Source organism: Halomonas sp. RT37, assembly GCF_040070525.1.
GTDB lineage: Bacteria > Pseudomonadota > Gammaproteobacteria > Pseudomonadales > Halomonadaceae > Halomonas > Halomonas litopenaei.
The window spans coordinates 1,161,680-1,180,781 of sequence record NZ_CP098827.1; the positions used below are offsets into that span (position 1 = coordinate 1,161,680).

The following is a 19,102-nucleotide window of genomic DNA, read 5'->3' on the forward strand; positions in this document are numbered from 1 at the left end:
GTGGCTTTGAAGGTTCAGCTTACTGCCCCGGCGTGGGCCAGGGCAATGCTCCGGGTCCTGAGCATTGGCGATCGTCATGGTGAAACGGCCAAGCCGCCCGTCCCGGAGCAGGGCGAGCCTCAGTAGCGCTCGCCGGAAGCCAGTTCGCCACGCAGCGAGTTGGGCAGGGCCTCGGTGATCTCGACGTCGACGAAGTAGCCGATCAGCTCGGTGGGGTTGGCCGCGCGGAAGTTGACCACCCGGTTGTTCTCGGTGCGTCCGGACAACTGGCCCGGGTCGCGGGGCGAGAAGCCGCTGACCAGCACACGCTGGGTAGTGCCCACCATGCGCCGACTGATCTGCATCGCCTGCTGGTTGATGCGCTCCTGCAGGATCGCCAGACGCTGCTTCTTGATCTCTTCCGGGGTCTCGTCGTCAAGCGCCGCCGCCGGCGTGCCCGGGCGAGCGGAGTAGACAAAACTGAAGGACACGTCGAAGCCGATGCGATGGATCAGGTCCATGGTCGCCTCGAAGTCCTCCTCGGTCTCGCCCGGGAAGCCGATGATGAAGTCCGAGGAGAAGCTGATGTCCGGGCGCAGCGCGCGGATACGCTCCATCTTGTCGACGTACTCTTCGACCGTGTGACCGCGCTTCATCGCCGCCAGGATGCGGTCGGAACCAGCCTGCACCGGCAGGTGAAGGTGGCTGACCAGCTCCGGAATCTCGGCGTAGGCCTCGATCAGGCTGTCGCTGAACTCCACCGGGTGCGAGGTGGTGAAGCGGATACGGTCGATGCCGTCCACCGCCGCCACGCAGGCGATCAGTTCGGCCAGATCGATTTCGTCGCCGTCGTCGTTGAGCCCGCGGTAGGCGTTGACGTTCTGGCCCAGCAGGTTGATCTCGCGAACGCCCTGGTCGGCCAGGTGGAAGACCTCGTCCATGACCGCCTCGAACGGCCGCGAGACTTCCTCGCCACGGGTGTAGGGCACCACGCAGAAGGTGCAGTACTTGGAGCAGCCTTCCATCACCGAAACGAAGGCGCTGGCGCCGTCGGAGCTGGGCTTGGGCAGGTGATCGAACTTCTCGATCTCGGGGAAGGTGACGTCCACCACCGAGATCTGGTTGTCACGGCTGGCGTCGAGCATGCTCGGCACCCGGTGCAGGGTCTGGGGACCGAACACCATGTCGACGTGGGGGGCGCGCTTGCGAATAGCCTCGCCTTCCTGACTGGCCACGCAGCCGCCGACGCCGATCACCAGATCGGGGTTGGACTGCTTGAGCTTCTTCCAGCGACCGAGCTGGTGGAAAACCTTCTCCTGGGCCTTTTCCCGAATCGAACAGGTGTTGAGCAGGATCACGTCCGCGTCCTGTTCGTTGTCGGTCAGTTCCATCTGATGGGAGTCGCCGAGCAGATCCGCCATGCGGGCAGAGTCGTACTCGTTCATCTGGCAGCCGTGGGTCTTGATGAAGAGTTTCTTCGTCATAGCAATATGTCGGGCTCCCGGCCCGATGGGCACCAGGGGTGCCTGGTCACGTGAGTGGTGGTGAATGGGCGCGAGACTGGCGGTCGAACGACCGTGGCGCATGGTGGCGCATTATACGCACCCGGCCCGGGTGGGGCCAGTTTGCCGACGTACCGGCCAGGGACCAGGGCAGGGCGCGCGGAGATCCCGGTGGATCTTGGTCCACCGGCCGGGGTATCCCGGTGAGCCAATGTGATAGTCTTGCGGGCGGATGGGAACGCGGGCTGGCTATTTTATGACCATTTTGTGCCAACCCCAGGTGTCTCGCCCGCAGGACAGCGATGTCCAGCGGTTTTCCCGACACTTGTCCACAGGAGCTGTGGAACGTTTGTCACCCTCCTTGGTCTCATCGCACGTTGCGGCTTGGCAGGAAGCCGGCGCAGCGTCACTCGAGTCGCAACCGAGCCCAGATTAGCCAGGAAAGACGGCATGAAAACGCAATTTCTCAAGACAGTGACCCTGGGCCTCGCCCTGACCGGCGCCGCCCTGCCGGCGATGGCTCAGGACGACGGCACCTCACGATGGGTGTCGGACGAACTCACCACCTATGTGCGTAGTGGTCCCACCGACGGCTACCGCATCGTCGGCACCTTGACCGCCGGCCAGCCGGTGACCCTGCTGGACACCTCCGGCGACTATTCCCAGGTCCGAAGCGACAGCGGAGACGTGGTCTGGGTCCCCAGCAGCGAATTGCAACAGACCCCCAGCGCCAGCGACCAGCTGCCCAAGCTCGAGGCAAGGGTGGAAGAACTCACCGAGGAGCTCGACGGCATCAACGAAAGCTGGGAAGAGCGCACTCGGACCATGACCGAGACCCTCGAGGTGCGCGAGAGCCGCATCGCCGAACTGGAAGCACGCAATCATGAGCTGGAGAGCGCCTTCAGCGATATCAGCGAGACCAACAAGGACCTCGAGGCTCGCCTGGAGACCCGCAAGGAAGACCTGCTGATGCGCTACTTCATGTACGGCGGGGGCGTCGCCGGGGCGGGCCTGATCGTCGGCCTGATCGTGCCGCACCTGCCGCGGCGTCGGCGCAAGCGCGACCGCTGGTTCTAGCACCCGGGACAGAGAATTCGATGCACGAACACTGGTTGAAACGCTGGGAAGAGGGGCGCATCGGCTTTCATCGCGATAGCGTTCATCCTGCACTGATCCGCCACTGGCCGATGCTGGGGGCGGTTCCCGGGACCAAGGTACTGGTGCCGCTGTGCGGCAAGAGCCTGGACATGCGCTGGCTGGCCGAGCATCAACATCCGGTGCTCGGCATCGAGCTGTCGGAGCGCGCGCTCGAACAGTTTGTGGAAGATGGCCGAGGGGAGGTGTCGCGCTACCAGCAGGACGGTTTCGCGATTCTGCGTCAGGGCAGTATCGAGCTATGGTGCGGTGACTTCTTTCACTTCCATATCGCCCAGGCCTCGGAGATCGGCGCCTTCTATGATCGCGCCGCCCTGATCGCCTTGCCCGAGGCCACCCGCCAGCGCTACGCCTTTCACCTGGCCCAGCTGATACCGCCTGGCGCGCGCGGGCTGCTGGTCAGTCTGAGTCGGAGCGGCGACGACGGTCCGCCGTTCCATGTGGACGGCGCCGAAGTGAGGCGGTTGTTCGACCCCAACTTCATCGTCACCCACCTGGAAGACGGCGAGCCCGAAGCCAATGGCTTTCGTGAGTCGGTCTGGGCGCTGGTACGGCGTGGTCCCACCACCGACGAGTGATTGAGTGCATCAAACCAAAGCGCGCCACCCACAAGGGGCGGCGCGCTGTCGTGTGCCTGCCTGGCCCGCCCCGCTGGGCTGGCGAGCGTCAGCGGGCCAGCAATTGGCCCAGCTCCGGGTCGGCGAAGGCCCGGTTCAGACCGTCGGTGAGCAGGTCGGTGACCATGCGCTGATTGGTTGCCTTGTCCGGCTTCACCGCATAACTCTGCACGCGGCGCGAGGTGTAGGTGCCGGTGTAGGTCTGGCCGTCATTGCTGGCTTCGGCCTCGATGACGCTTTCCAGTCTGGCCTCGTCCACCAGCGGCTGACTCTGGCCGCGTTCATAGCTCAGCTTCTTCAGCGTCAGCGTCAGGCTGGGGCGGCCCGGAGCCGGTTCGGCGGTGGGGCTGAAGCCCATCTCGCGCACCGCCCGCTCCACCTCGGCCTGAAGCCTCGGCACGATCTCGTGGGGGCTGACGCTGATGGTGGCGGTGGAGCTTGCGCTGCCGCTGCGGGTACCGAGCACGTCCGAGGGGCGGTCATCGGCGGCGATGACGGTGACCGCCTGGCCAGAGCCGGAGGCCGGCACGGCCACGCTGCGCTTGGGGTCGGGCTGCAGATGGTGGGGGCTCGAGCAGGCGCTGAGCGCGAGCAGCGCGGTCACACCAGCGGCGCCCAACAGAAGGCGACGAAGCATAGGGGGAACTCCTTGTCGTATTATCGGTAGAAATCGCACCGTAGTGCGCACTCGTCGGACGAGGCTTTGCCTGGACGGGCGATAGTACGTCTATCAGAGGGGGGCGTGCAGCAAAAGTTCCTGGGCTGATCGAAGCGGACAAGGCCCGCCAGGCGGGCGTCTGCGCCGGATTCGCGGCGCTTGGACAGTGGCGCCGGGCCCGCAGCGCTTGGACAGCGGCGCCACCCTTGGCGGCGCTTAGACGGTGGCGCCGGATTCTCGGCGCTTAGACAGTTGCGCCGGATTCTCGGCGCTTGGCACCACTCTTGGCGGATCTATCACCCGACACGTCCGGTTGCTGGCTATCGGGCCGACTGTCTGGATAGTGGTGCCAGCGGCGGGGCAGGGCGTAGACCCGGGAGCCACGGCCAAGTGCCAGGCGTTCGGCGTCGCCATGGCTCAGGGTCGCCATCCAGGGCTCGTCCATCCAGTCGGCGTTCAGCTCGATGCGCACTTCGGCGCCCACCGGGACCACCGCGGTGACCACCGCGGGCAGGTGAGCGTCGGCACTGGGGGCGGCGGCCACCTGTACCTCGTGGGGGCGCAGCAGGATCTCCTGAGGGCCGTCGTCCAGGTCCAGTGTCAGGCGCGCCTCACCGCAGGTCAGCACGCCGCCGCGAACCTCGCCTTCCAGATGATTGACGTCGCCGAGGAATTCGAACACGAAGCGATTGCGCGGTTGACGGTACAGCGTCTCCGGGGTGTCGATCTGCTCGATACGGCCGTTGCTCATCACCACCACACGGTCAGACAGCTCCAGCGCTTCCTCCTGGTCGTGGGTCACGAACACGCTGGTGAAGCCCAGCTCGTCGTGCAGGTGCCTGAGCCAGCGTCGCAGCTCCTGGCGGACCTTGGCATCGAGCGCCCCGAAGGGTTCATCGAGCAGCAGCACCTCTGGCTTGAGCGCCAGGGCGCGTGCCAGCGAGACACGCTGCTGCTGCCCGCCGGAGAGCTGCGCCGGGAAGCGTTCGGCCAGGTGAGACAGCTGCACCATCTCCAGCAGTTGCATGACCCGGGAGCGGATCTCACCGCTGGAGGGACGTTCGCGGCGGGGCAGCACGGTCAGGCCGAAGGCGACATTGTCGAACACGCTCATATGGCGGAACAGCGCGTAGTGCTGGAACACGAAGCCGATACGCCGGTCACGTACGTGTACATGGGTCACGTCGCGTTCGCCGAACAGAATGCGGCAGTCGGGGTGGTCGTCCGGTGTCTCTAGCCCGGCGATGATCCGCAACAGGGTGGTCTTGCCGGAACCGGACGGACCCAGCAGGCCGATCAGCTCGCCGCTGTTGATGTCCAGGTCGATGGGAGACAGCGCCTGGGAGCGTCCGAAGTGCTTCTGGATATGGTCGAGACGAATGCTCATGTCAGGGCCTCCCGGCGCGTGGCGCGCCATTCGAGCGTGGCCTTGGCGGCCAGGGTAAGCAGGGCGATCAGCGCCAGCAGGGCGGCGCTGGCGAAGGCGCCGACGGTGTTGTAGTCCTGATACAGAAGCTCCACGTGCAGCGGCAGGGTGTTGGTCTCGCCGCGGATGGCCCCGGAGACCACCGAGACCGCGCCGAATTCACCCACCGCCCGGGCGTTGGTCAGGATCACGCCGTAGAGCAGGGCCCAGCGGATATTGGGCAGGGTCACCCGGCGAAACAGCGTAAAGCCGCGTGCGCCGAGGGTTACCGCCGCTTCTTCCTCGCGGGAGCCCTGGGCCTGCATCAGCGGGATCAGCTCCCTGGCGACGAAGGGGCAGGTGACGAAGATGGTCACCATCAGGATGCCGGGCCAGGCGAACATCAGCTGGATGTCGTGGGCATCCAGCCAGCCGCCGATCCAGCCGTTGCGGCCGTAGAGCAGCAGGTAGACCAGGCCCGCCACCACCGGCGAGATGGCGAAGGGGATGTCGATCAGTGTCTGCAGAAGGCGCCGTCCGGGGAAGGCGAAGCGGGTCACCAGCCAGGCCAGCATGACTCCGAAAACCAAGTTGACCGGGATCGTCAGCAGGGTGATGAACAGGGTCAGGCCGATCGCCGCCAGGGTGAAGTGATCCGTGACATTGGCGATGAAGGGCCCGACACCCTCGGCCAGGGCCTGGGCGAAGATGGCCAGCAGCGGTAGCAGCAGAAACAGTGCCGAGAGCGTTACCGCCAGCGCGATCAGGCTGCGCCTGAGCCAGGGGGCGTCACCGATTCGTTGCATCAGCCGCGTCCTCCGTGCAGTCGGCGGATAAAGCGTCCCTGCCACAGGTTGATCGCCAGCAGCAGCGCCAGCGAGGTCGCCAGCACCACCGAGGCGATGGCCGAGGCCCCCACGTAGTCGTACTCCTGCAGCTTGACGAAGATCATCAGCGAGGTGATCTCGGTCTCGTAGGGCATGTTGCCGGCGATGAAGATCACCGCACCGAATTCGCCCAGGGAGCGCACGAAGGCGAGCCCGGTGCCGGTGACCAGGGCCGGCCACAGGTGGGGCAGGATGACCCGACGAAAGGCCACGCCGTCGCGGGCGCCCAGACTCATGGCGGCTTCGTCGATTTCCGCGGGCAGGTCCTCGAGCACCGGCTGCACCGTGCGCACGACGAAGGGGATGCTGGTGAAGGCCATGGCCAGGGCGATGCCGACCCAGGTGTAGGACACCTGCCAGCCCAACGGCTCCAGCAGCTGTCCCATCCAGCCCTTGGACGAGTAGAGCGTTGCCAGGGTGATGCCGGCGACCGCCGTGGGCAGCGCGAAGGGCAGGTCCATCAGGGCATCGAGCAGGCGCTTGCCGGGGAAGTCGTAGCGCACCAGCACCCAGGCCATCAACAGCCCGAACACGGCGTTGACCAGCGCCGCCACCAGGGCGCCACCGATGGTGGTGACGTAGCTTGCCACCACGCGGGGTTCACTGATGATGACCCAGTACTCGGACAGCGACAGCCCCTTGAGCTGGCCGACCAGGCCGGTCAGCGGCAGCAGCAGTACCAGCGAGACGAAGGTGAGGCTGATGCCCAGAGACAGGCCGAAGCCCGGCAGCACGCGGCGCCGGGCGGATCGGGCAAAGGGCAGGGAGATGGCCTTGTGCATGGGATAGGTCGCTTGCCTTGACGATCAGCGACGCTGCAGCTGGTCCAGCTCGCCGCCGCTCTTGAAGTGGGTGTCCATGGCGCTGTCCCAGCCACCGAACACGTCCTGAACCTCGAACAGCTCGGTCTCGGGGAAGCTATCGGCGAACTCTTCCTTCACCGCTTCGTTGTGGACGCGGTAGTTGAAGCCTGCCAGCTGGCGCTGGGCCTCCTCGCTGTAGAGGTAGTCGAGGTAGGCACGGGCGAGCTCGAGGTTGCCGTTGCGCTCGGCGTTCTCCTCGACCACCGCCACCGGGAACTCGGCGAGGATGCTGACCGGCGGCACGATGACGTCGTATTCGTCGCTGCCGTACTCGTCACGGATATTGTTGACCTCGGACTCGAAGCTGATCAGCACGTCGCCGATGCCACGTTCGATGAAGCTGGTGGTGGCGCCGCGACCGCCGGTGTCAAACACCTTCACATTGCCGAGGAAGTCGCTCATGAACTCGCGCACGTGGTCCTCGTCGCCGTCGAAGTTGCGCTCGGCGGCACCCCAGGCGGCCAGGTAGGTATAGCGGCCGTTACCGGACGTCTTGGGGTTGGGGAACACCAGTTCGACGCCCTCGGCGGCCAGGTCTTCCCAGCTCTCGATACCCTGGGGGTTGCCCTTGCGCACCAGGAAGGCGGTGGTGGAGTAGTAAGGCGAGGCATTGTTGGGCAACTGGCTCTGCCAGTCTTCCGCGACCAGGCCGGCATCGGCCAGTACCTGGACGTCGGTGACCTGGTTGTAGGTCACCACGTCGGCCTTCAGGCCCTGCAGGATGGCGCGGGCCTGGGCGGAAGAGCCGCCGTGGGACTGCTTGATGGTCAGCTCACCGTCATTCTCTGCCTGCCAGTGCTGCTGAAACGCCGGGTTGATGGCGGCGAACAGCTCGCGGGCGATGTCATAGGACGAGTTGAGCAGCTCCTTGTCCTCGGCCATTACCGGCGAGGCCATGGCACCGCCGAGGCCGGCGGCCAGGGCCAGGGACAGGGCGGTACGGCGCAGGATCGGGGGCAGCTTCATGTCGGGGTTCCTTGACGTCGGGGGTGGGCCGGGGAAATCGGCGGATCGCAACGAAGGCTAAGGCTAATTTTAAGGAATTACAATCCTGTTTGTTAAAACTGTTTGGAATATAAGATGTCGCAACGCGCATACTATAGACGACTGCAACCGGACGAATCGGCAGAAGACGTGGAGGAAGATCGCTGATGCGGGCGGGACCAACTGCTAGAATGCCGCTTTTCGTCGAGCCCTTGTGGCCTCCACCATGACTCTCTCCTCGGATGACTCCATGAACGACTTCCTGATCGCGCCTTCGATCCTGTCCGCTGACTTCGCCCGCCTGGGAGAAGAGGTCGACAACGTGCTGGCATCGGGTGCCGATATCGTCCACTTCGACGTAATGGACAATCACTACGTGCCTAACCTGACCATCGGGCCGATGGTCTGTGAGGCGCTGCGCAAGCATGGCGTCACCGCGCCCATCGACGCCCACCTGATGGTCAAGCCCGTGGATCGACTGATCGGTGACTTCATCGATGCCGGTGCCAGCTACATCACCTTCCACCCCGAGGCCTCCGAACATATCGATCGCTCGCTGCAGCTGATTCGTGACGGCGGCTGCAAGGCGGGACTGGTGTTCAACCCGGCGACGCCACTGTCCTACCTGGACTACGTGATGGACAAGGTCGACATGGTGCTGCTGATGAGCGTCAATCCGGGCTTCGGCGGGCAGTCGTTCATCCCGGCGACGCTCGACAAGCTGCGCCAGGCGCGTGCGCGCATCGACGCCAGCGGACGGGATATTCGTCTGCAGGTGGATGGTGGCGTGAAGGTAGACAATATCGCCGAGATCGCGCGCGCCGGGGCGGACACCTTCGTCGCGGGCTCCGCGGTGTTCGGCGCGCGTCGCGACGAGGACCCCCACGGCTACGACAGCATCATCGCCGACTTTCGCTCGCGCCTGGCCTCTACGCGGTGATTGGCGATTCGGACTATGCTGGCTCAGGCAAGCCGGGCTTAGGCGAGCCGGGCTTGGATGAGCCGGGCTTAGTCGAGCCTGTCTCAGATGAGCCTGTCTCAGGCGAGCCAGTACCCGAGCTGCCGGCGGCGGCAACGACGACGTGGTACCTGTATATCGTCGAGACGGCGGCCGGGGCGCTTTATACCGGCATAACCACCGATGTCGCCAGGCGTGTCGAACAACACCGCAGCGGCAAGGGCGCCAAGGCGCTGCGTGGCAAGGGCCCGCTGACGCTTCGCCATCAGGAGCCGGTCGGCACGCGAGGTGACGCCAGCCGGCTGGAAATCGCCGTCAAGCGCATGTCGGTGCGTCGCAAGCGCCAGTGGCTGGCGGCGCGCATCAGCACTGACGAAGCGAGGGCGGTGGTTGAGCAGGATCGTACTTCGATAACGAAAACGACATACAAGGAGAGGTAGATGGAGTTCCTGCAAAAGCTGGACGTGGAGGCCCTGATCGAGTTTGCCTCGACCACCGGGCTGCAGTTTCTGATCAATCTGGTCGCCGCGGCGGCGATCTTCATCATCGGGCGCTGGGTGGCCAAGGCGGTACACCGGGTGGTGGTCAAGGGCATGCAGCGTGCCGACGTCGAACCCCTGCTGGTCAAGTTCCTCGGCAACATCCTGTATGCCTTGCTGCTGACCTTCGTGATCCTGGCCGCCATCAGCCGGATCGGTATCCAGACCGCCTCGTTGATCGCGGTGATCGGTGCCGCCGGTCTGGCGGTGGGTCTGGCCCTGCAGGGGTCGCTGGCCAACTTCGCCGCCGGGGTCATGGTCATCATCTTCCGCCCCTACCGGATCGGCGACTACGTGGAGGCCGGTGGGGTCAGCGGCACCGTCGAGGATGTGCAGATCATCAGCACCGAGCTGAGCACACCGGACAATCGCAAGATCATCGTGCCCAACGGCCAGATGATGAGCGGTGCCGTGGTCAACTATTCTGCCCACGCCACTCGTCGGGTCGATCTGACGGTGGGGGTCGGCTATGACGACGACATCGATACCGTGCGTCGGGTGCTGGAGAGCGTGGTCGCCGACGACCCTCGCGTGCTCAGCGAACCGGCGCCGAATATCCGCATGAATGCCATGGGCGACTCCTCCATCACCTGGATCGTGCGGCCCTGGGTGCAGGCATCCGACTACTGGGACGTCTACTGGGAGATGACCGAGGAGATCAAGCGTCGCTTCGATCGCGAAGGCATCAGCATTCCCTTTCCCCAGCGTGACGTGCACCTCTATCACCACGCCAAGGACGAGTCCCAGGCCAACGCCTGAGCAGGATGTGGTGCTGTCGATGACGACAAGCAAGAGAAGCTGCCCTGGGGCAGCCTCTCTTGCTGTGAACGTGCGTGCGATGTCTGCCAGGGGAGTGCGGGCAGGGACTAGGCTCTGTCCGAAAAGTCGACGAGTGCAGGCACTTTTCAGACGAGCCCTAGTGCAGCTTTAGCCTGGGCTTGAGGAAGCGGTTAAGCCCATCGACCACCACCATCATCGCGGTCTTGACCGTGCCGTGGATGGCGCGCTGGTGCATGCGGTAGAGCGAGGCGTAGAAGAAGCGCGCCAGGTTACCCTCGATGAACAGACTACGGGCCGAGGCGGCGCGCATCAGGCTGCCGATGGCGTCGAAGTGGGCCAGCGAAATCAGCGAGCCTCGGTCGCGGAAGACAAATTCCTTGAGCGGCTTGCCGTCGACCACGGCACACAGGTTGCGGTAGAGCACGCCGGCCTGTTGGTGGGCGGCCTGGGCCCTGGGTGGCACCACCGTGCCGTCTTCCTGGGGGCAGCTTGCGCAGTCGCCGAAGGCGAAGATGCGCGGGTCATCGATGCTCTGCATGGTGGCGGCCACCTTGACCCTGTTGTTGCGCTCCACCTCCAGCCCCAGTTCTGCCAGGAAGGCCGGAGCCTTGATGCCGGCGGCCCACACCCCCAGGTCGATCTCGATGGCGTCATCGTCGGTGGTGTGGATGGCGCGCTCGTCGACCATGGTCACCCGGGTGTCCACATGGACCTTGACCCCCAGGTTCTCGAGTTCCTTGTGCACCGCGCCGCTGATGCGGTCCGGCAGCGCCGGCAGCACCTTGGGTGCGGCCTCGATCAGGTGGACCCGCAGGTGCTCGCGGCCCAGCGCGGTAAAGCCGTAGCTCTTGAGCATGCGCGAGGCGTCGTGCAACTCGGCGGCCAGTTCGACGCCGGTGGCCCCGGCCCCGATGATGCCCACGGTAATGCAGGGATCCTGATCCTCGAGCCGGGTGCTGTAGCGCATGAAGGTATTGAGCAGTGCCTGGCGAAAGCCTTCGGCCTGGGCGGGGCTGTCGAGGAAGTGGCAGTGGTCCGCCACGCCTTTCGTGCCGAAGTCGTTGCTGACGCTGCCGACCGCCAGTACCAGGTGATCGTAGTCGAGACGCCGCGCCGGCAGGATCTCGTTGCCCTCGTCATCGACGATGGGGGCCAGGGTCAGTTGGCGGGACTCGCGATCCAGATCGCACAGGGTGCCGCGCTGGAAGCGGTAGCCATTGGCCGCCGAGTGGGCCTGATAGGAAATCTCGTCGAGGCCCGAGTCGAGGACGCCGGTGGCGACCTCATGCAACAGCGGTTTCCAGATGTGGGTCGAATTGCGATCGACCAGCACGATGTCGGCCTTGTCCTTCTTGCCGAGCCGTCGTCCCAGGCGCGTGACCAGCTCAAGGCCGCCGGCGCCGCCGCCGACAACCACGATGGTGGGTTTGCTCATGATGAGCTCCAGAAAAAAGGTGGAGCGCCATCATAGACAGATAAGTGCTTGGCTGACCACGGCGCTTGCGCCAGAATGTGCGCCGCGCATAGATATTCCAATTTCGGCATAGTCGAGGAGACGGCCTATGGGTGACGCCCTGGAGGGGGTGCTGTTGGTGGCCTTCGATCTGGATGGCACCCTGATCGATTCGGTCCCGGACCTGGCAGCGGCGGTGGATGCCGCCTTGATCGACGTCGAACTGGCGCCGGCAGGCGAAGCCAGGGTGCGCGACTGGGTCGGCAATGGTGCCTGGGTGCTGCTGGAACGTGCCCTGACCGATGCACTGGGCGAGGCCCCCAGCGAGGTGCTGTTGAAGACCGCCCACGAGCGCTTCCTCGAGCACTACCATCGTCGGCCCTGCGACAGGACGAGGCTCTATCCGGGGGTGACGGAGACCTTGAAGCGGCTGTTCGGGCGGGGTCTGATCCTGTGTCTGGTCACCAACAAGCCCGAGGCCTTCATCCACCCGATCCTCGAGCACCTGGGTATCGATGGCTTCTTTTCCGCCTGCCTCGGTGGCGACACCCTGCCTCGTCGCAAGCCTGATCCCATGCCGCTGCGGCACCTGTCCCAGCAGTTCGACGTCTGTCCCTCGTACTGTCTTATGGTGGGCGACTCCCGTCACGATGTCGCGGCGGGCAAGGCCGCCGGTTTCCGTACCGTGGCGGTGCCTTACGGCTACAATCACGGCGAGCCGATCAGCCTGAGCGAGCCGGATCTGGTGGTTGAATCGCTGGAACAACTCGTTTAGGGTTTTTTGGCATGACACTATCGTTAGCGTCATGCCGATAAATCCTCGCTATTGCAGGCTTTACCAGGCGCCCGTCACAGGGAATCCCGTCGTGTGGAATCCTCGAGCGCGGCGCCCGGGTCTCGCGGTAGCGGTCTGTCACTCGTTGGCTTCATTCATTCGTTTCGCTGGTGGACTGCCCATGGCCCAGCCTTGCTTCTCCTCGATGTCCTGTCCGCATCTGTCTGCGTCGCTGCCTACGACGTCCTGCGGTTGGCGATGGTGACCGTTACTCCGTTCTTGTCGTTGTCACTTTCGTCTCTTGAATTGAGGATCTGGGCATGATGACCCCCGAGCGTTTCGACGAGCTGGCCCAGGCCGGCTACAACCGTATTCCCATCACCCGCGAGATGATGGCCGACCTGGACACGCCGCTGTCCACCTATCTGAAACTGGCCGATCAACCCTGGACCTTTCTGCTCGAGTCGGTGACCGGCGGCGAGAAGTGGGGGCGTTACTCGATCATCGGTCTGCCCTGTCGCGAACGCATCGAGGTGCGGGGCTATCAGGTTCAGCATATTGTCGATGGTGACGTGACCGGCGCCACCGAAGTGGAAGATCCGCTGGCCTGGATCGAGGAGTTTCAGTGTCGCTTCAAGGTGCCGGTGCTCGACAACCAGCCGATCTTCGACGGCGGACTGGTGGGCTACTTCGGCTACGACACGATCCGCTATATCGAGCCGCGCCTGGCCGGTGTGGAGAAGGACGACCCCATCGGGGTGCCGGACATCCTGTTGATGGTGTGCGATGAGCTGGTGGTGTTCGACAACCTTTATGGGCGTCTGACCCTGTGGACCCACGCCGATCCTTCCACGCCCTCGGCCTACAGCGCCGCCCAGGCCCGGCTGAGCGCCCTGGAAGACGCCCTGCGCAGCCCGCTGTCGGTGGCCTCGCGAGTGCCCGGTGACGCGCGCCCGGCGGTGGAGGAGGGGCACTTCACCTCCGGCTTCACCGAAGAGGGCTTCAAGTCGGCAGTGGAAAGGATCAAGGAGTACGTGCTGGCGGGCGACGTGATGCAGTGCGTGCCGTCCCAGCGCATGTCGATCGAGTTCCAGGCCGAGCCGCTGGACCTGTATCGGGCTCTTCGCAGCCTCAATCCGTCGCCCTACATGTTCTTCTTCAACCTTGACGACCACCATGTGGTGGGTGCCTCGCCGGAGATCCTGACCCGCCTGGAGGATGGCATGGTGACGGTGCGTCCGATCGCCGGCACCCGGGTGCGCGGCAAGACCGAGGCGGAGGACAAGGCGCTGGAGGAGGACCTGCTTGCCGACCCCAAGGAAGTCGCCGAGCACCTGATGCTGATCGATCTGGGCCGCAATGACGTCGGCCGCATCTCCGAGACTGGCAGCGTCGAGGTGACCGATCAGATGGCCATCGAGCGCTACTCCCACGTCATGCACATCGTCTCCAACGTCACCGGCAAGCTGAAGCCGGGCTACAGCGCCATGGACGTGCTGCGCGCCACCTTCCCGGCGGGCACCCTGTCCGGAGCGCCCAAGATCCGCGCGATGGAGATCATCGACGAGGTCGAACCGGTCAAGCGCGGCGTCTACTCCGGGGCCGTCGGCTACCTGTCCTGGCATGGCAACATGGACACCGCCATCGCCATCCGCACCGCGGTGATCAAGGACGGTCAGCTGCACGTCCAGTGTGGCGCCGGCGTGGTGGCGGACTCGGTGCCCCAGTCCGAGTGGGACGAGACCCTGAACAAGGGGCGTGCGCTGTTTCGTGCCGTGGCCATGGCCGAGCAGGGACTGCGCTGAGTTCGGCCTGACATCCGCTTGACAGCCATGACCACGACACACACTATAAGCCCATGATGAATATGACCTCCGCACCGTCCCGTGATCGCCAGCAGTGGTGGCGCCCCTTCGACTGAAGCGGGCGGAGGAACCCTGAGCGCCGGGGTGTCGCGGACCACGGTCTGGACAACGACGGTCAGGACAGCGAAAGTGCCGCCCGCGAGGCGGCATTTTTGTGTGTGGGTCGTCTCGCTGGGTGAAGCCCAATATTGAATCCTGGAGCCACCATGATCTTGATGCTCGATAACTACGACAGCTTCACCTACAACATCGTCCAGTACCTAGGCGAACTGGGCGCCGAGGTGGTAACCCGACGCAACGACACCATCAGCCTCGACGAGATCGAGGCCATGGCGCCCAGCCACATCGTGGTGTCGCCGGGGCCCTGCACGCCCAACGAGGCCGGCATCTCGCTGGAGCTGATTCGCCACTTCGCCGGCAAGCTGCCGCTGCTCGGTGTGTGCCTCGGCCACCAGGCCATCGGCCAGGTGTTCGGCGGCAAGGTGGTCCGCGCGCCCCAGGTCATGCACGGCAAGACCTCCGACATTCGCCATGCCGGACAGGGCGTGTTCAAGGGCCTCGATGATCCGCTCTCGGTGACCCGCTACCATTCGCTGGTGGTGGAGCGCGAGAGTCTGCCGGAGTGTCTCGAGATCACCGCCTGGACCGATGACGACGACGTCACCCCCGGCCTGATCATGGGCCTGCGCCACAAGGAGCTGCCCATCGAAGGGGTGCAGTTCCACCCGGAATCGATCCTGTCGCGACAGGGACACGAGATGCTGGCCAATTTCCTCGAGCGCCACTGACTACCATCAGGAGACTTGCATGCAGATGACCAATGCCATCGCGGCGGTGATGCGCCGGGAGAACCTGGGCCGAGAGCAGGCCTATGCGGTGATGCGCACCATCATGACCGGCGAGGCCAGTGACGCCCAGGTCGCCGCCTTTCTGATGGGGATGGCGATGAAGGGCGAGACCGCCGAGGAAATCAGTGGCTGCGCCCAGGTGATGCGCGACCTGATGACGCCGGTAACGCTGTCCTGCGACAACGTCGTGGATATCGTCGGCACCGGTGGGGACGGCGCCAACCTGTTTAACGTATCCACCGCCTCGAGCTTTGTCGCCGCCGCCGCCGGCGCCCATGTGGCCAAGCACGGCAACCGAGGGGTGTCGTCGTCCTCGGGCAGCGCCGATCTGTTCCAGGTGGCCGGCATCGGCCTGGATCTGGACGCCGAACAGGTAGGCCGCTGCATCGAGGAGGTCGGCGTCGGCTTCATGTTCGCGCCCAATCACCACCCGGCCATGCGTCACGCCATCGGTCCGCGCCGCGAGATGGGTGTGCGCACCCTGTTCAATATTCTGGGGCCGTTGACCAACCCTGCCAGTGCGCCCAATCAGCTGCTCGGCGTCTACCACGCCGACCTGCTGGAGTTGATGGTGGAGGTGCTGCGTCAGCTCGGCAGTCGGCATGTGCTGGTGGCCCACGCCGAAGACGGCCTGGACGAAATCTCGCTGGCGGCGCCGACCCGCATCGCCGAACTCAAGGATGGCGAGATCCACCGCTATACCCTGACCCCCGAGGATGTCGGTATCGAGCGTCAGTCGCTCGCTCCGCTCAAGGTCAAGACCGCCGAAGACAGCTTGCGCCTGGTCGAGAAGGCGCTTTCCGGCGAGGGGCCTGCGGCGGATATTGTCGCCCTCAACGCCGGCGCTGCCCTCTACGCCGCCGACGTGGCCGATTCCCTCAAGGAAGGCGTGCTGATGGCCCAGGACGCCCAGGGAACCAGGCTGGCGCTGGAAAAGATGAAGGAACTGGCCCACTTTACCCGGGTGTTCGCTCAGTAGGACCTTTCTGAAAAGAGCCCGACGGGCCGCAAGGAGAATCACAACATGGCCAATGCCACCCCGACGATCCTCGAGCGAATCCTCGAGCGCAAGGACGAGGAGGTCGCCAGCCGACGCTGCCAGGTCAGCGAGCAGGCGCTGCTCGCGCGTGCGCGAGAGCAGGATGCACCGCGCGGTTTCGTCATCTCGCTGGCCGAGCGGATCCGCGACGGCGACGCCGCGGTGATCGCCGAGGTCAAGAAGGCGTCACCCTCGAAGGGGCTGATCCGTGAGGATTTTCGCCCGGCCGAGATCGCCGCTCAGTACGCCCGGGGTGGGGCGGCCTGCCTCTCGGTGCTGACCGACGCTGACTTCTTCCAGGGCCATGAGGACTACCTGATTGCCGCCCGCGAGGCGTGCAGTCTGCCGGTGATCCGCAAGGACTTCATCGTCCACGGCTACCAGGTCAGCGAGGCGCGGGCCATCGGCGCCGACTGCATCCTGCTGATCGTCGCCGCCCTGGAGGACGCCCAGATGCGCGACCTGCACCAGCAGGCCGGCGAGCTTGGCATGGACGTGCTGGTGGAGGTCCACGACGCCCAGGAACTGGAGCGGGCGCTGGCGCTCGATCTGGATCTGGTCGGGATCAACAACCGCGACCTGCATACCTTCAATACCCGACTCGAGACCACCCTGGAACTGCTGCCGCGGATTCCGCCCGAGGTCACGGTGATCACCGAGTCCGGCATCCACAGCCGAGACGATGTGCTGCGCATGCGCGAGAACGACGTCCACGGCTTCCTGGTGGGCGAGGCCTTCATGCGCGAAGAAGATCCGGGCGAGGCCCTGCGGCGACTGTTCTTCTAAGTCCTGTACTCGCCTGATGACACCTCGGGCCGGTCATCGACCGGCCCGAGGTGTTTTTATTTCCGACTACTTTGCCGGTCCGGCATGACCAGGCGGATCACATGATCGCCCTTGCGTGGTGTCAGCGGCGCGTCGGCGGTGGCGATGCGCGGCCGCCCGGAAGTGCCGACACAGATCAGCGGCGCCGAGTCGGTATCGCCGGGGAAAGCCCCCTGACGTCTCGCGCTGGCGACGTCCCTGGCCTGGAGAGGCGCTTGCCGGGTGTCTGTGCTGTGGACGTGACCTGGACGTCTTTCTCCCCTTTCTCCCCTTTCTCCACTTGCACGCTTATCGCCGCTCGCGCGCAGCAGCGCCCGTGAACGGGGGGCTTCGTCGAGCCTTTCGACCTCGAAGCGAGCCCCACGCTCGACCAGGCTCGAGAGCTGGGCAAAGGTCATCTCGCGGCCGAACAGGTAGGGAACATGCTCGATGGCGGTGGCGTGCTGGCGCCGGGCCTGGCGCCCCAGGTTGACCGCCAGGCGGAACACCTGGCCCTGGCCCAGCAGATGCTCGAAGTGCAGCGCGGCCAGATCATTGAGCTCTCGGTAGGGCGACAGCGGCATCAGGTAGCCAATACCGCTCAGCTCCATATGCTGGGCGGCGTGTTCGGACAGCGGGTCACCGTAGTAGGCCGAGAGCCCCTCGGCGCGGGCGGCCTGCACCGCGTCCCAGCTCGAGTCGGTCAGCAGCACGCCGAGTCGGGCCTGGCGCAGACAGTGGGCCATCTGCCGGGCCACCGGGTTGGCGCCGATGATCAGCACGCCGTGGGCCGAGGGACGGCGCACCTTCAGCCAGTCGCCCAGCGGGCGGGCCAGCAGACTCTGGGATACGACCGTGGCGATGATCACCAGAAAGGTCACCGGCACCAGCCGGTCGGCGCCGGGCACTCCGATCTCTTCCAGCCGCAGCGCGAACAGCGAGGCCACCGCGGCGGCGACGATGCCGCGGGGCGAGATGAACGCCAGCAGACTCTTCTCGCGCCAGTCCAGGCCGCTGCCCAGGGTGCACAGCCACACCGCCAGCGGACGCACCAGCAGCAACAGCACCGCCAGAAAGGCCCAGGCCGGCCAGCCCAGCAGTGCCAGTTGCTCGACCGTCAGACGTGCCGCCAGCAGGATGAACAGACCCGAGATCAGAAGGATCGACAGGGTCTCCTTGAACTCGATGATCGGTCGGGTGGGCACGCCACGCATATTGGCGAGCCAGGCGCCCATTACCGTCACCGTCAACAGGCCGGACTCGTGAAACAGGGTGTTGGACAGGGTGAACAGACCGAGCATGGTCATCAGGGTGCCGAAGCTGTGCAGCCGTTGCGGCAGCAGGTGCTGGCGCAGTACCTGGCCCCATAGATAGCCGCCGGCGACGCCAAAGCCGAAGCCGATCAACGCGGTCTGGGCGAACAGCATCAGGGTATGCGGCAGTGCCTGGGTGCCGGAGCCCAGGGCGACGAATTCATAGACCAGTACCGCGCCGATGGCGCCCACCGGGTCGATCAGGATGCCCTCCCAGCGCAGGATCTGGGTCAGGTGCTCGCGGGCCCGCAGGGTCTGCAACAGCGGCAGGATCACCGTCGGGCCGGTGACCACCAGCAGGGCCCCCAGCAGGCTCGCCATCTCCCAGCTAAGGCCCAGCAGCCAGCGGGCGGCCAGCGCTCCGCACAGGGCGGTGATCAGGGCTCCCCAGGTGACCAGGCGACGCACCGTGCGGCCATGCCCTCCCAGCTCGCGAAAGTTCAGGGTGAGGCTACCCTCGAACAGGATCACCGCCACCGCCAGCGACACCAGCGGGAACAGCAGCTCGCCGAACAGGGCGTCGGGGTCGAGCAGGCCAGTCACCGGGCCTGCGGCAATGCCGGCGATCAACAGCGTCAGGATGGCGGGGACCTTGAGGCGCCAGGCTAGCCACTGTGAGCCCAGCGCCAGCAGGCCAACGGCCGCCAGGGTGAGTCCGGCATGCTCCATGGTCGGTCG

Annotated in this window: 18 protein-coding genes; 10 read left to right on the forward strand and 8 right to left on the reverse strand. The window is 65.3% G+C overall.

Going from position 1 to position 19,102, the window contains the following annotated elements; translation table 11 throughout:
* Positions 1-119: 119 nt before the first annotated feature.
* A complete protein-coding gene (gene miaB / locus NFG58_RS05260; protein WP_045991787.1) occupies positions 120-1,463 on the reverse strand; it encodes a tRNA (N6-isopentenyl adenosine(37)-C2)-methylthiotransferase MiaB in 1,344 nt (447 codons plus the stop codon).
* Between the two features lie 468 nt (positions 1,464-1,931).
* Here miaB and NFG58_RS05265 point away from each other — a divergent pair, with 468 nt between their 5' ends.
* Together NFG58_RS05265 and NFG58_RS05270 are read left to right on the forward strand one after the other, a co-directional pair.
* A complete protein-coding gene (locus NFG58_RS05265; RefSeq protein ID WP_108131485.1) occupies positions 1,932-2,558 on the forward strand; it encodes a TIGR04211 family SH3 domain-containing protein in 627 nt (208 codons plus the stop codon).
* A gap of 20 nt (positions 2,559-2,578) precedes the next feature.
* Complete coding sequence (locus NFG58_RS05270; protein WP_045991785.1) at positions 2,579-3,214, forward strand: thiopurine S-methyltransferase; 636 nt, start codon at positions 2,579-2,581, stop codon at positions 3,212-3,214.
* Positions 3,215-3,302: 88 nt separating this feature from the next.
* On the opposite strand, the gene NFG58_RS05275 is transcribed toward NFG58_RS05270, so the two are convergent.
* From NFG58_RS05275 to cysP, 5 genes are all read right to left on the reverse strand, one after another.
* On the reverse strand, positions 3,303-3,890 hold the full coding sequence (locus NFG58_RS05275) for a YajG family lipoprotein (protein WP_045991784.1): 588 nt from the start codon (positions 3,888-3,890) through the stop codon (positions 3,303-3,305).
* Positions 3,891-4,155: 265 nt separating this feature from the next.
* Positions 4,156-5,298 carry a TOBE-like domain-containing protein gene (locus NFG58_RS05280; protein ID WP_108131487.1) on the reverse strand — a complete coding sequence of 381 codons (1,143 nt, stop codon included), beginning with the start codon at positions 5,296-5,298 and terminating at the stop codon, positions 4,156-4,158.
* Entirely contained in the window at positions 5,295-6,122 is an 828-nt protein-coding gene (cysW, locus tag NFG58_RS05285) for a sulfate ABC transporter permease subunit CysW (protein WP_108449783.1), read from the reverse strand. The genes NFG58_RS05280 and cysW overlap by 4 nt, the downstream gene beginning before the upstream one ends.
* The gene (gene cysT, locus NFG58_RS05290) at positions 6,122-6,985 is read right to left on the reverse strand and encodes a sulfate ABC transporter permease subunit CysT (protein WP_348827710.1); all 864 of its coding nucleotides are present in this window, start codon (positions 6,983-6,985) and stop codon (positions 6,122-6,124) included. The genes cysW and cysT overlap by 1 nt, the downstream gene beginning before the upstream one ends.
* A gap of 24 nt (positions 6,986-7,009) precedes the next feature.
* Positions 7,010-8,032, reverse strand: a complete 1,023-nt coding sequence (gene cysP / locus NFG58_RS05295) for a thiosulfate ABC transporter substrate-binding protein CysP (RefSeq protein WP_348827711.1) — start codon at positions 8,030-8,032, stop codon at positions 7,010-7,012.
* Positions 8,033-8,300: 268 nt separating this feature from the next.
* Here cysP and rpe point away from each other — a divergent pair, with 268 nt between their 5' ends.
* From rpe to NFG58_RS05310, 3 genes are read left to right on the forward strand one after another with little or no spacing between them, the layout of a single operon-like run.
* On the forward strand, positions 8,301-8,990 hold the full coding sequence (rpe, locus tag NFG58_RS05300; RefSeq protein ID WP_083970258.1) for a ribulose-phosphate 3-epimerase: 690 nt from the start codon (positions 8,301-8,303) through the stop codon (positions 8,988-8,990).
* Positions 8,991-9,043: 53 nt separating this feature from the next.
* Positions 9,044-9,448, forward strand: a complete 405-nt coding sequence (locus tag NFG58_RS05305; RefSeq protein WP_231498480.1) for a GIY-YIG nuclease family protein — start codon at positions 9,044-9,046, stop codon at positions 9,446-9,448.
* Positions 9,449-10,306: a mechanosensitive ion channel domain-containing protein gene (locus NFG58_RS05310; RefSeq protein ID WP_249743072.1), complete on the forward strand. Its 858-nt coding sequence runs from the start codon at positions 9,449-9,451 to the stop codon at positions 10,304-10,306.
* 157 nt (positions 10,307-10,463) lie between these two features.
* Here the strand turns inward: NFG58_RS05310 and NFG58_RS05315 are convergent, their stop codons facing one another.
* A complete protein-coding gene (locus tag NFG58_RS05315; RefSeq protein WP_108131491.1) occupies positions 10,464-11,762 on the reverse strand; it encodes an NAD(P)/FAD-dependent oxidoreductase in 1,299 nt (432 codons plus the stop codon).
* A gap of 127 nt (positions 11,763-11,889) precedes the next feature.
* Between NFG58_RS05315 and NFG58_RS05320 the strand changes: the two genes are divergently transcribed.
* The 5 genes from NFG58_RS05320 (at position 11,890) to trpC (ending at position 17,093) form a co-directional block, all read left to right on the forward strand.
* Positions 11,890-12,555, forward strand: a complete 666-nt coding sequence (locus tag NFG58_RS05320) for a phosphoglycolate phosphatase (protein ID WP_108131492.1) — start codon at positions 11,890-11,892, stop codon at positions 12,553-12,555.
* Between the two features lie 323 nt (positions 12,556-12,878).
* Positions 12,879-14,360, forward strand: coding sequence for an anthranilate synthase component I (gene trpE, locus NFG58_RS05325; RefSeq protein ID WP_222515799.1), 1,482 nt, complete (start codon positions 12,879-12,881; stop codon positions 14,358-14,360).
* A 266-nt stretch (positions 14,361-14,626) separates the two neighbouring features.
* The gene (locus tag NFG58_RS05330; protein ID WP_045994387.1) at positions 14,627-15,208 is read left to right on the forward strand and encodes an aminodeoxychorismate/anthranilate synthase component II; all 582 of its coding nucleotides are present in this window, start codon (positions 14,627-14,629) and stop codon (positions 15,206-15,208) included.
* 19 nt (positions 15,209-15,227) lie between these two features.
* Complete coding sequence (gene trpD, locus NFG58_RS05335) at positions 15,228-16,247, forward strand: anthranilate phosphoribosyltransferase (RefSeq protein WP_045994365.1); 1,020 nt, start codon at positions 15,228-15,230, stop codon at positions 16,245-16,247.
* 45 nt (positions 16,248-16,292) lie between these two features.
* Positions 16,293-17,093, forward strand: a complete 801-nt coding sequence (gene trpC, locus NFG58_RS05340) for an indole-3-glycerol phosphate synthase TrpC (RefSeq protein WP_222515469.1) — start codon at positions 16,293-16,295, stop codon at positions 17,091-17,093.
* Between the two features lie 56 nt (positions 17,094-17,149).
* Here trpC and NFG58_RS05345 read toward each other — a convergent pair whose 3' ends face one another.
* Positions 17,150-19,093, reverse strand: coding sequence for a sodium:proton antiporter (locus NFG58_RS05345; protein WP_222515468.1), 1,944 nt, complete (start codon positions 19,091-19,093; stop codon positions 17,150-17,152).
* Positions 19,094-19,102 lie beyond the last annotated feature (9 nt).

Coding starts and splice junctions, on each gene's coding strand:
- miaB (WP_045991787.1), bottom strand. CDS start 1,463: ATGACGAAGAAACTCTTCATCAAGACCCACGGCTGCCAGATGAACGAG.
- NFG58_RS05265 (WP_108131485.1), top strand. CDS start 1,932: ATGAAAACGCAATTTCTCAAGACAGTGACCCTGGGCCTCGCCCTGACC.
- NFG58_RS05270 (WP_045991785.1), top strand. CDS start 2,579: ATGCACGAACACTGGTTGAAACGCTGGGAAGAGGGGCGCATCGGCTTT.
- NFG58_RS05275 (WP_045991784.1), bottom strand. CDS start 3,890: ATGCTTCGTCGCCTTCTGTTGGGCGCCGCTGGTGTGACCGCGCTGCTC.
- NFG58_RS05280 (WP_108131487.1), bottom strand. CDS start 5,298: ATGAGCATTCGTCTCGACCATATCCAGAAGCACTTCGGACGCTCCCAG.
- cysW (WP_108449783.1), bottom strand. CDS start 6,122: ATGCAACGAATCGGTGACGCCCCCTGGCTCAGGCGCAGCCTGATCGCG.
- cysT (WP_348827710.1), bottom strand. CDS start 6,985: ATGCACAAGGCCATCTCCCTGCCCTTTGCCCGATCCGCCCGGCGCCGC.
- cysP (WP_348827711.1), bottom strand. CDS start 8,032: ATGAAGCTGCCCCCGATCCTGCGCCGTACCGCCCTGTCCCTGGCCCTG.
- rpe (WP_083970258.1), top strand. CDS start 8,301: ATGAACGACTTCCTGATCGCGCCTTCGATCCTGTCCGCTGACTTCGCC.
- NFG58_RS05310 (WP_249743072.1), top strand. CDS start 9,449: ATGGAGTTCCTGCAAAAGCTGGACGTGGAGGCCCTGATCGAGTTTGCC.
- NFG58_RS05315 (WP_108131491.1), bottom strand. CDS start 11,762: ATGAGCAAACCCACCATCGTGGTTGTCGGCGGCGGCGCCGGCGGCCTT.
- NFG58_RS05320 (WP_108131492.1), top strand. CDS start 11,890: ATGGGTGACGCCCTGGAGGGGGTGCTGTTGGTGGCCTTCGATCTGGAT.
- trpE (WP_222515799.1), top strand. CDS start 12,879: ATGACCCCCGAGCGTTTCGACGAGCTGGCCCAGGCCGGCTACAACCGT.
- NFG58_RS05330 (WP_045994387.1), top strand. CDS start 14,627: ATGATCTTGATGCTCGATAACTACGACAGCTTCACCTACAACATCGTC.
- trpD (WP_045994365.1), top strand. CDS start 15,228: ATGCAGATGACCAATGCCATCGCGGCGGTGATGCGCCGGGAGAACCTG.
- trpC (WP_222515469.1), top strand. CDS start 16,293: ATGGCCAATGCCACCCCGACGATCCTCGAGCGAATCCTCGAGCGCAAG.
- NFG58_RS05345 (WP_222515468.1), bottom strand. CDS start 19,093: ATGGAGCATGCCGGACTCACCCTGGCGGCCGTTGGCCTGCTGGCGCTG.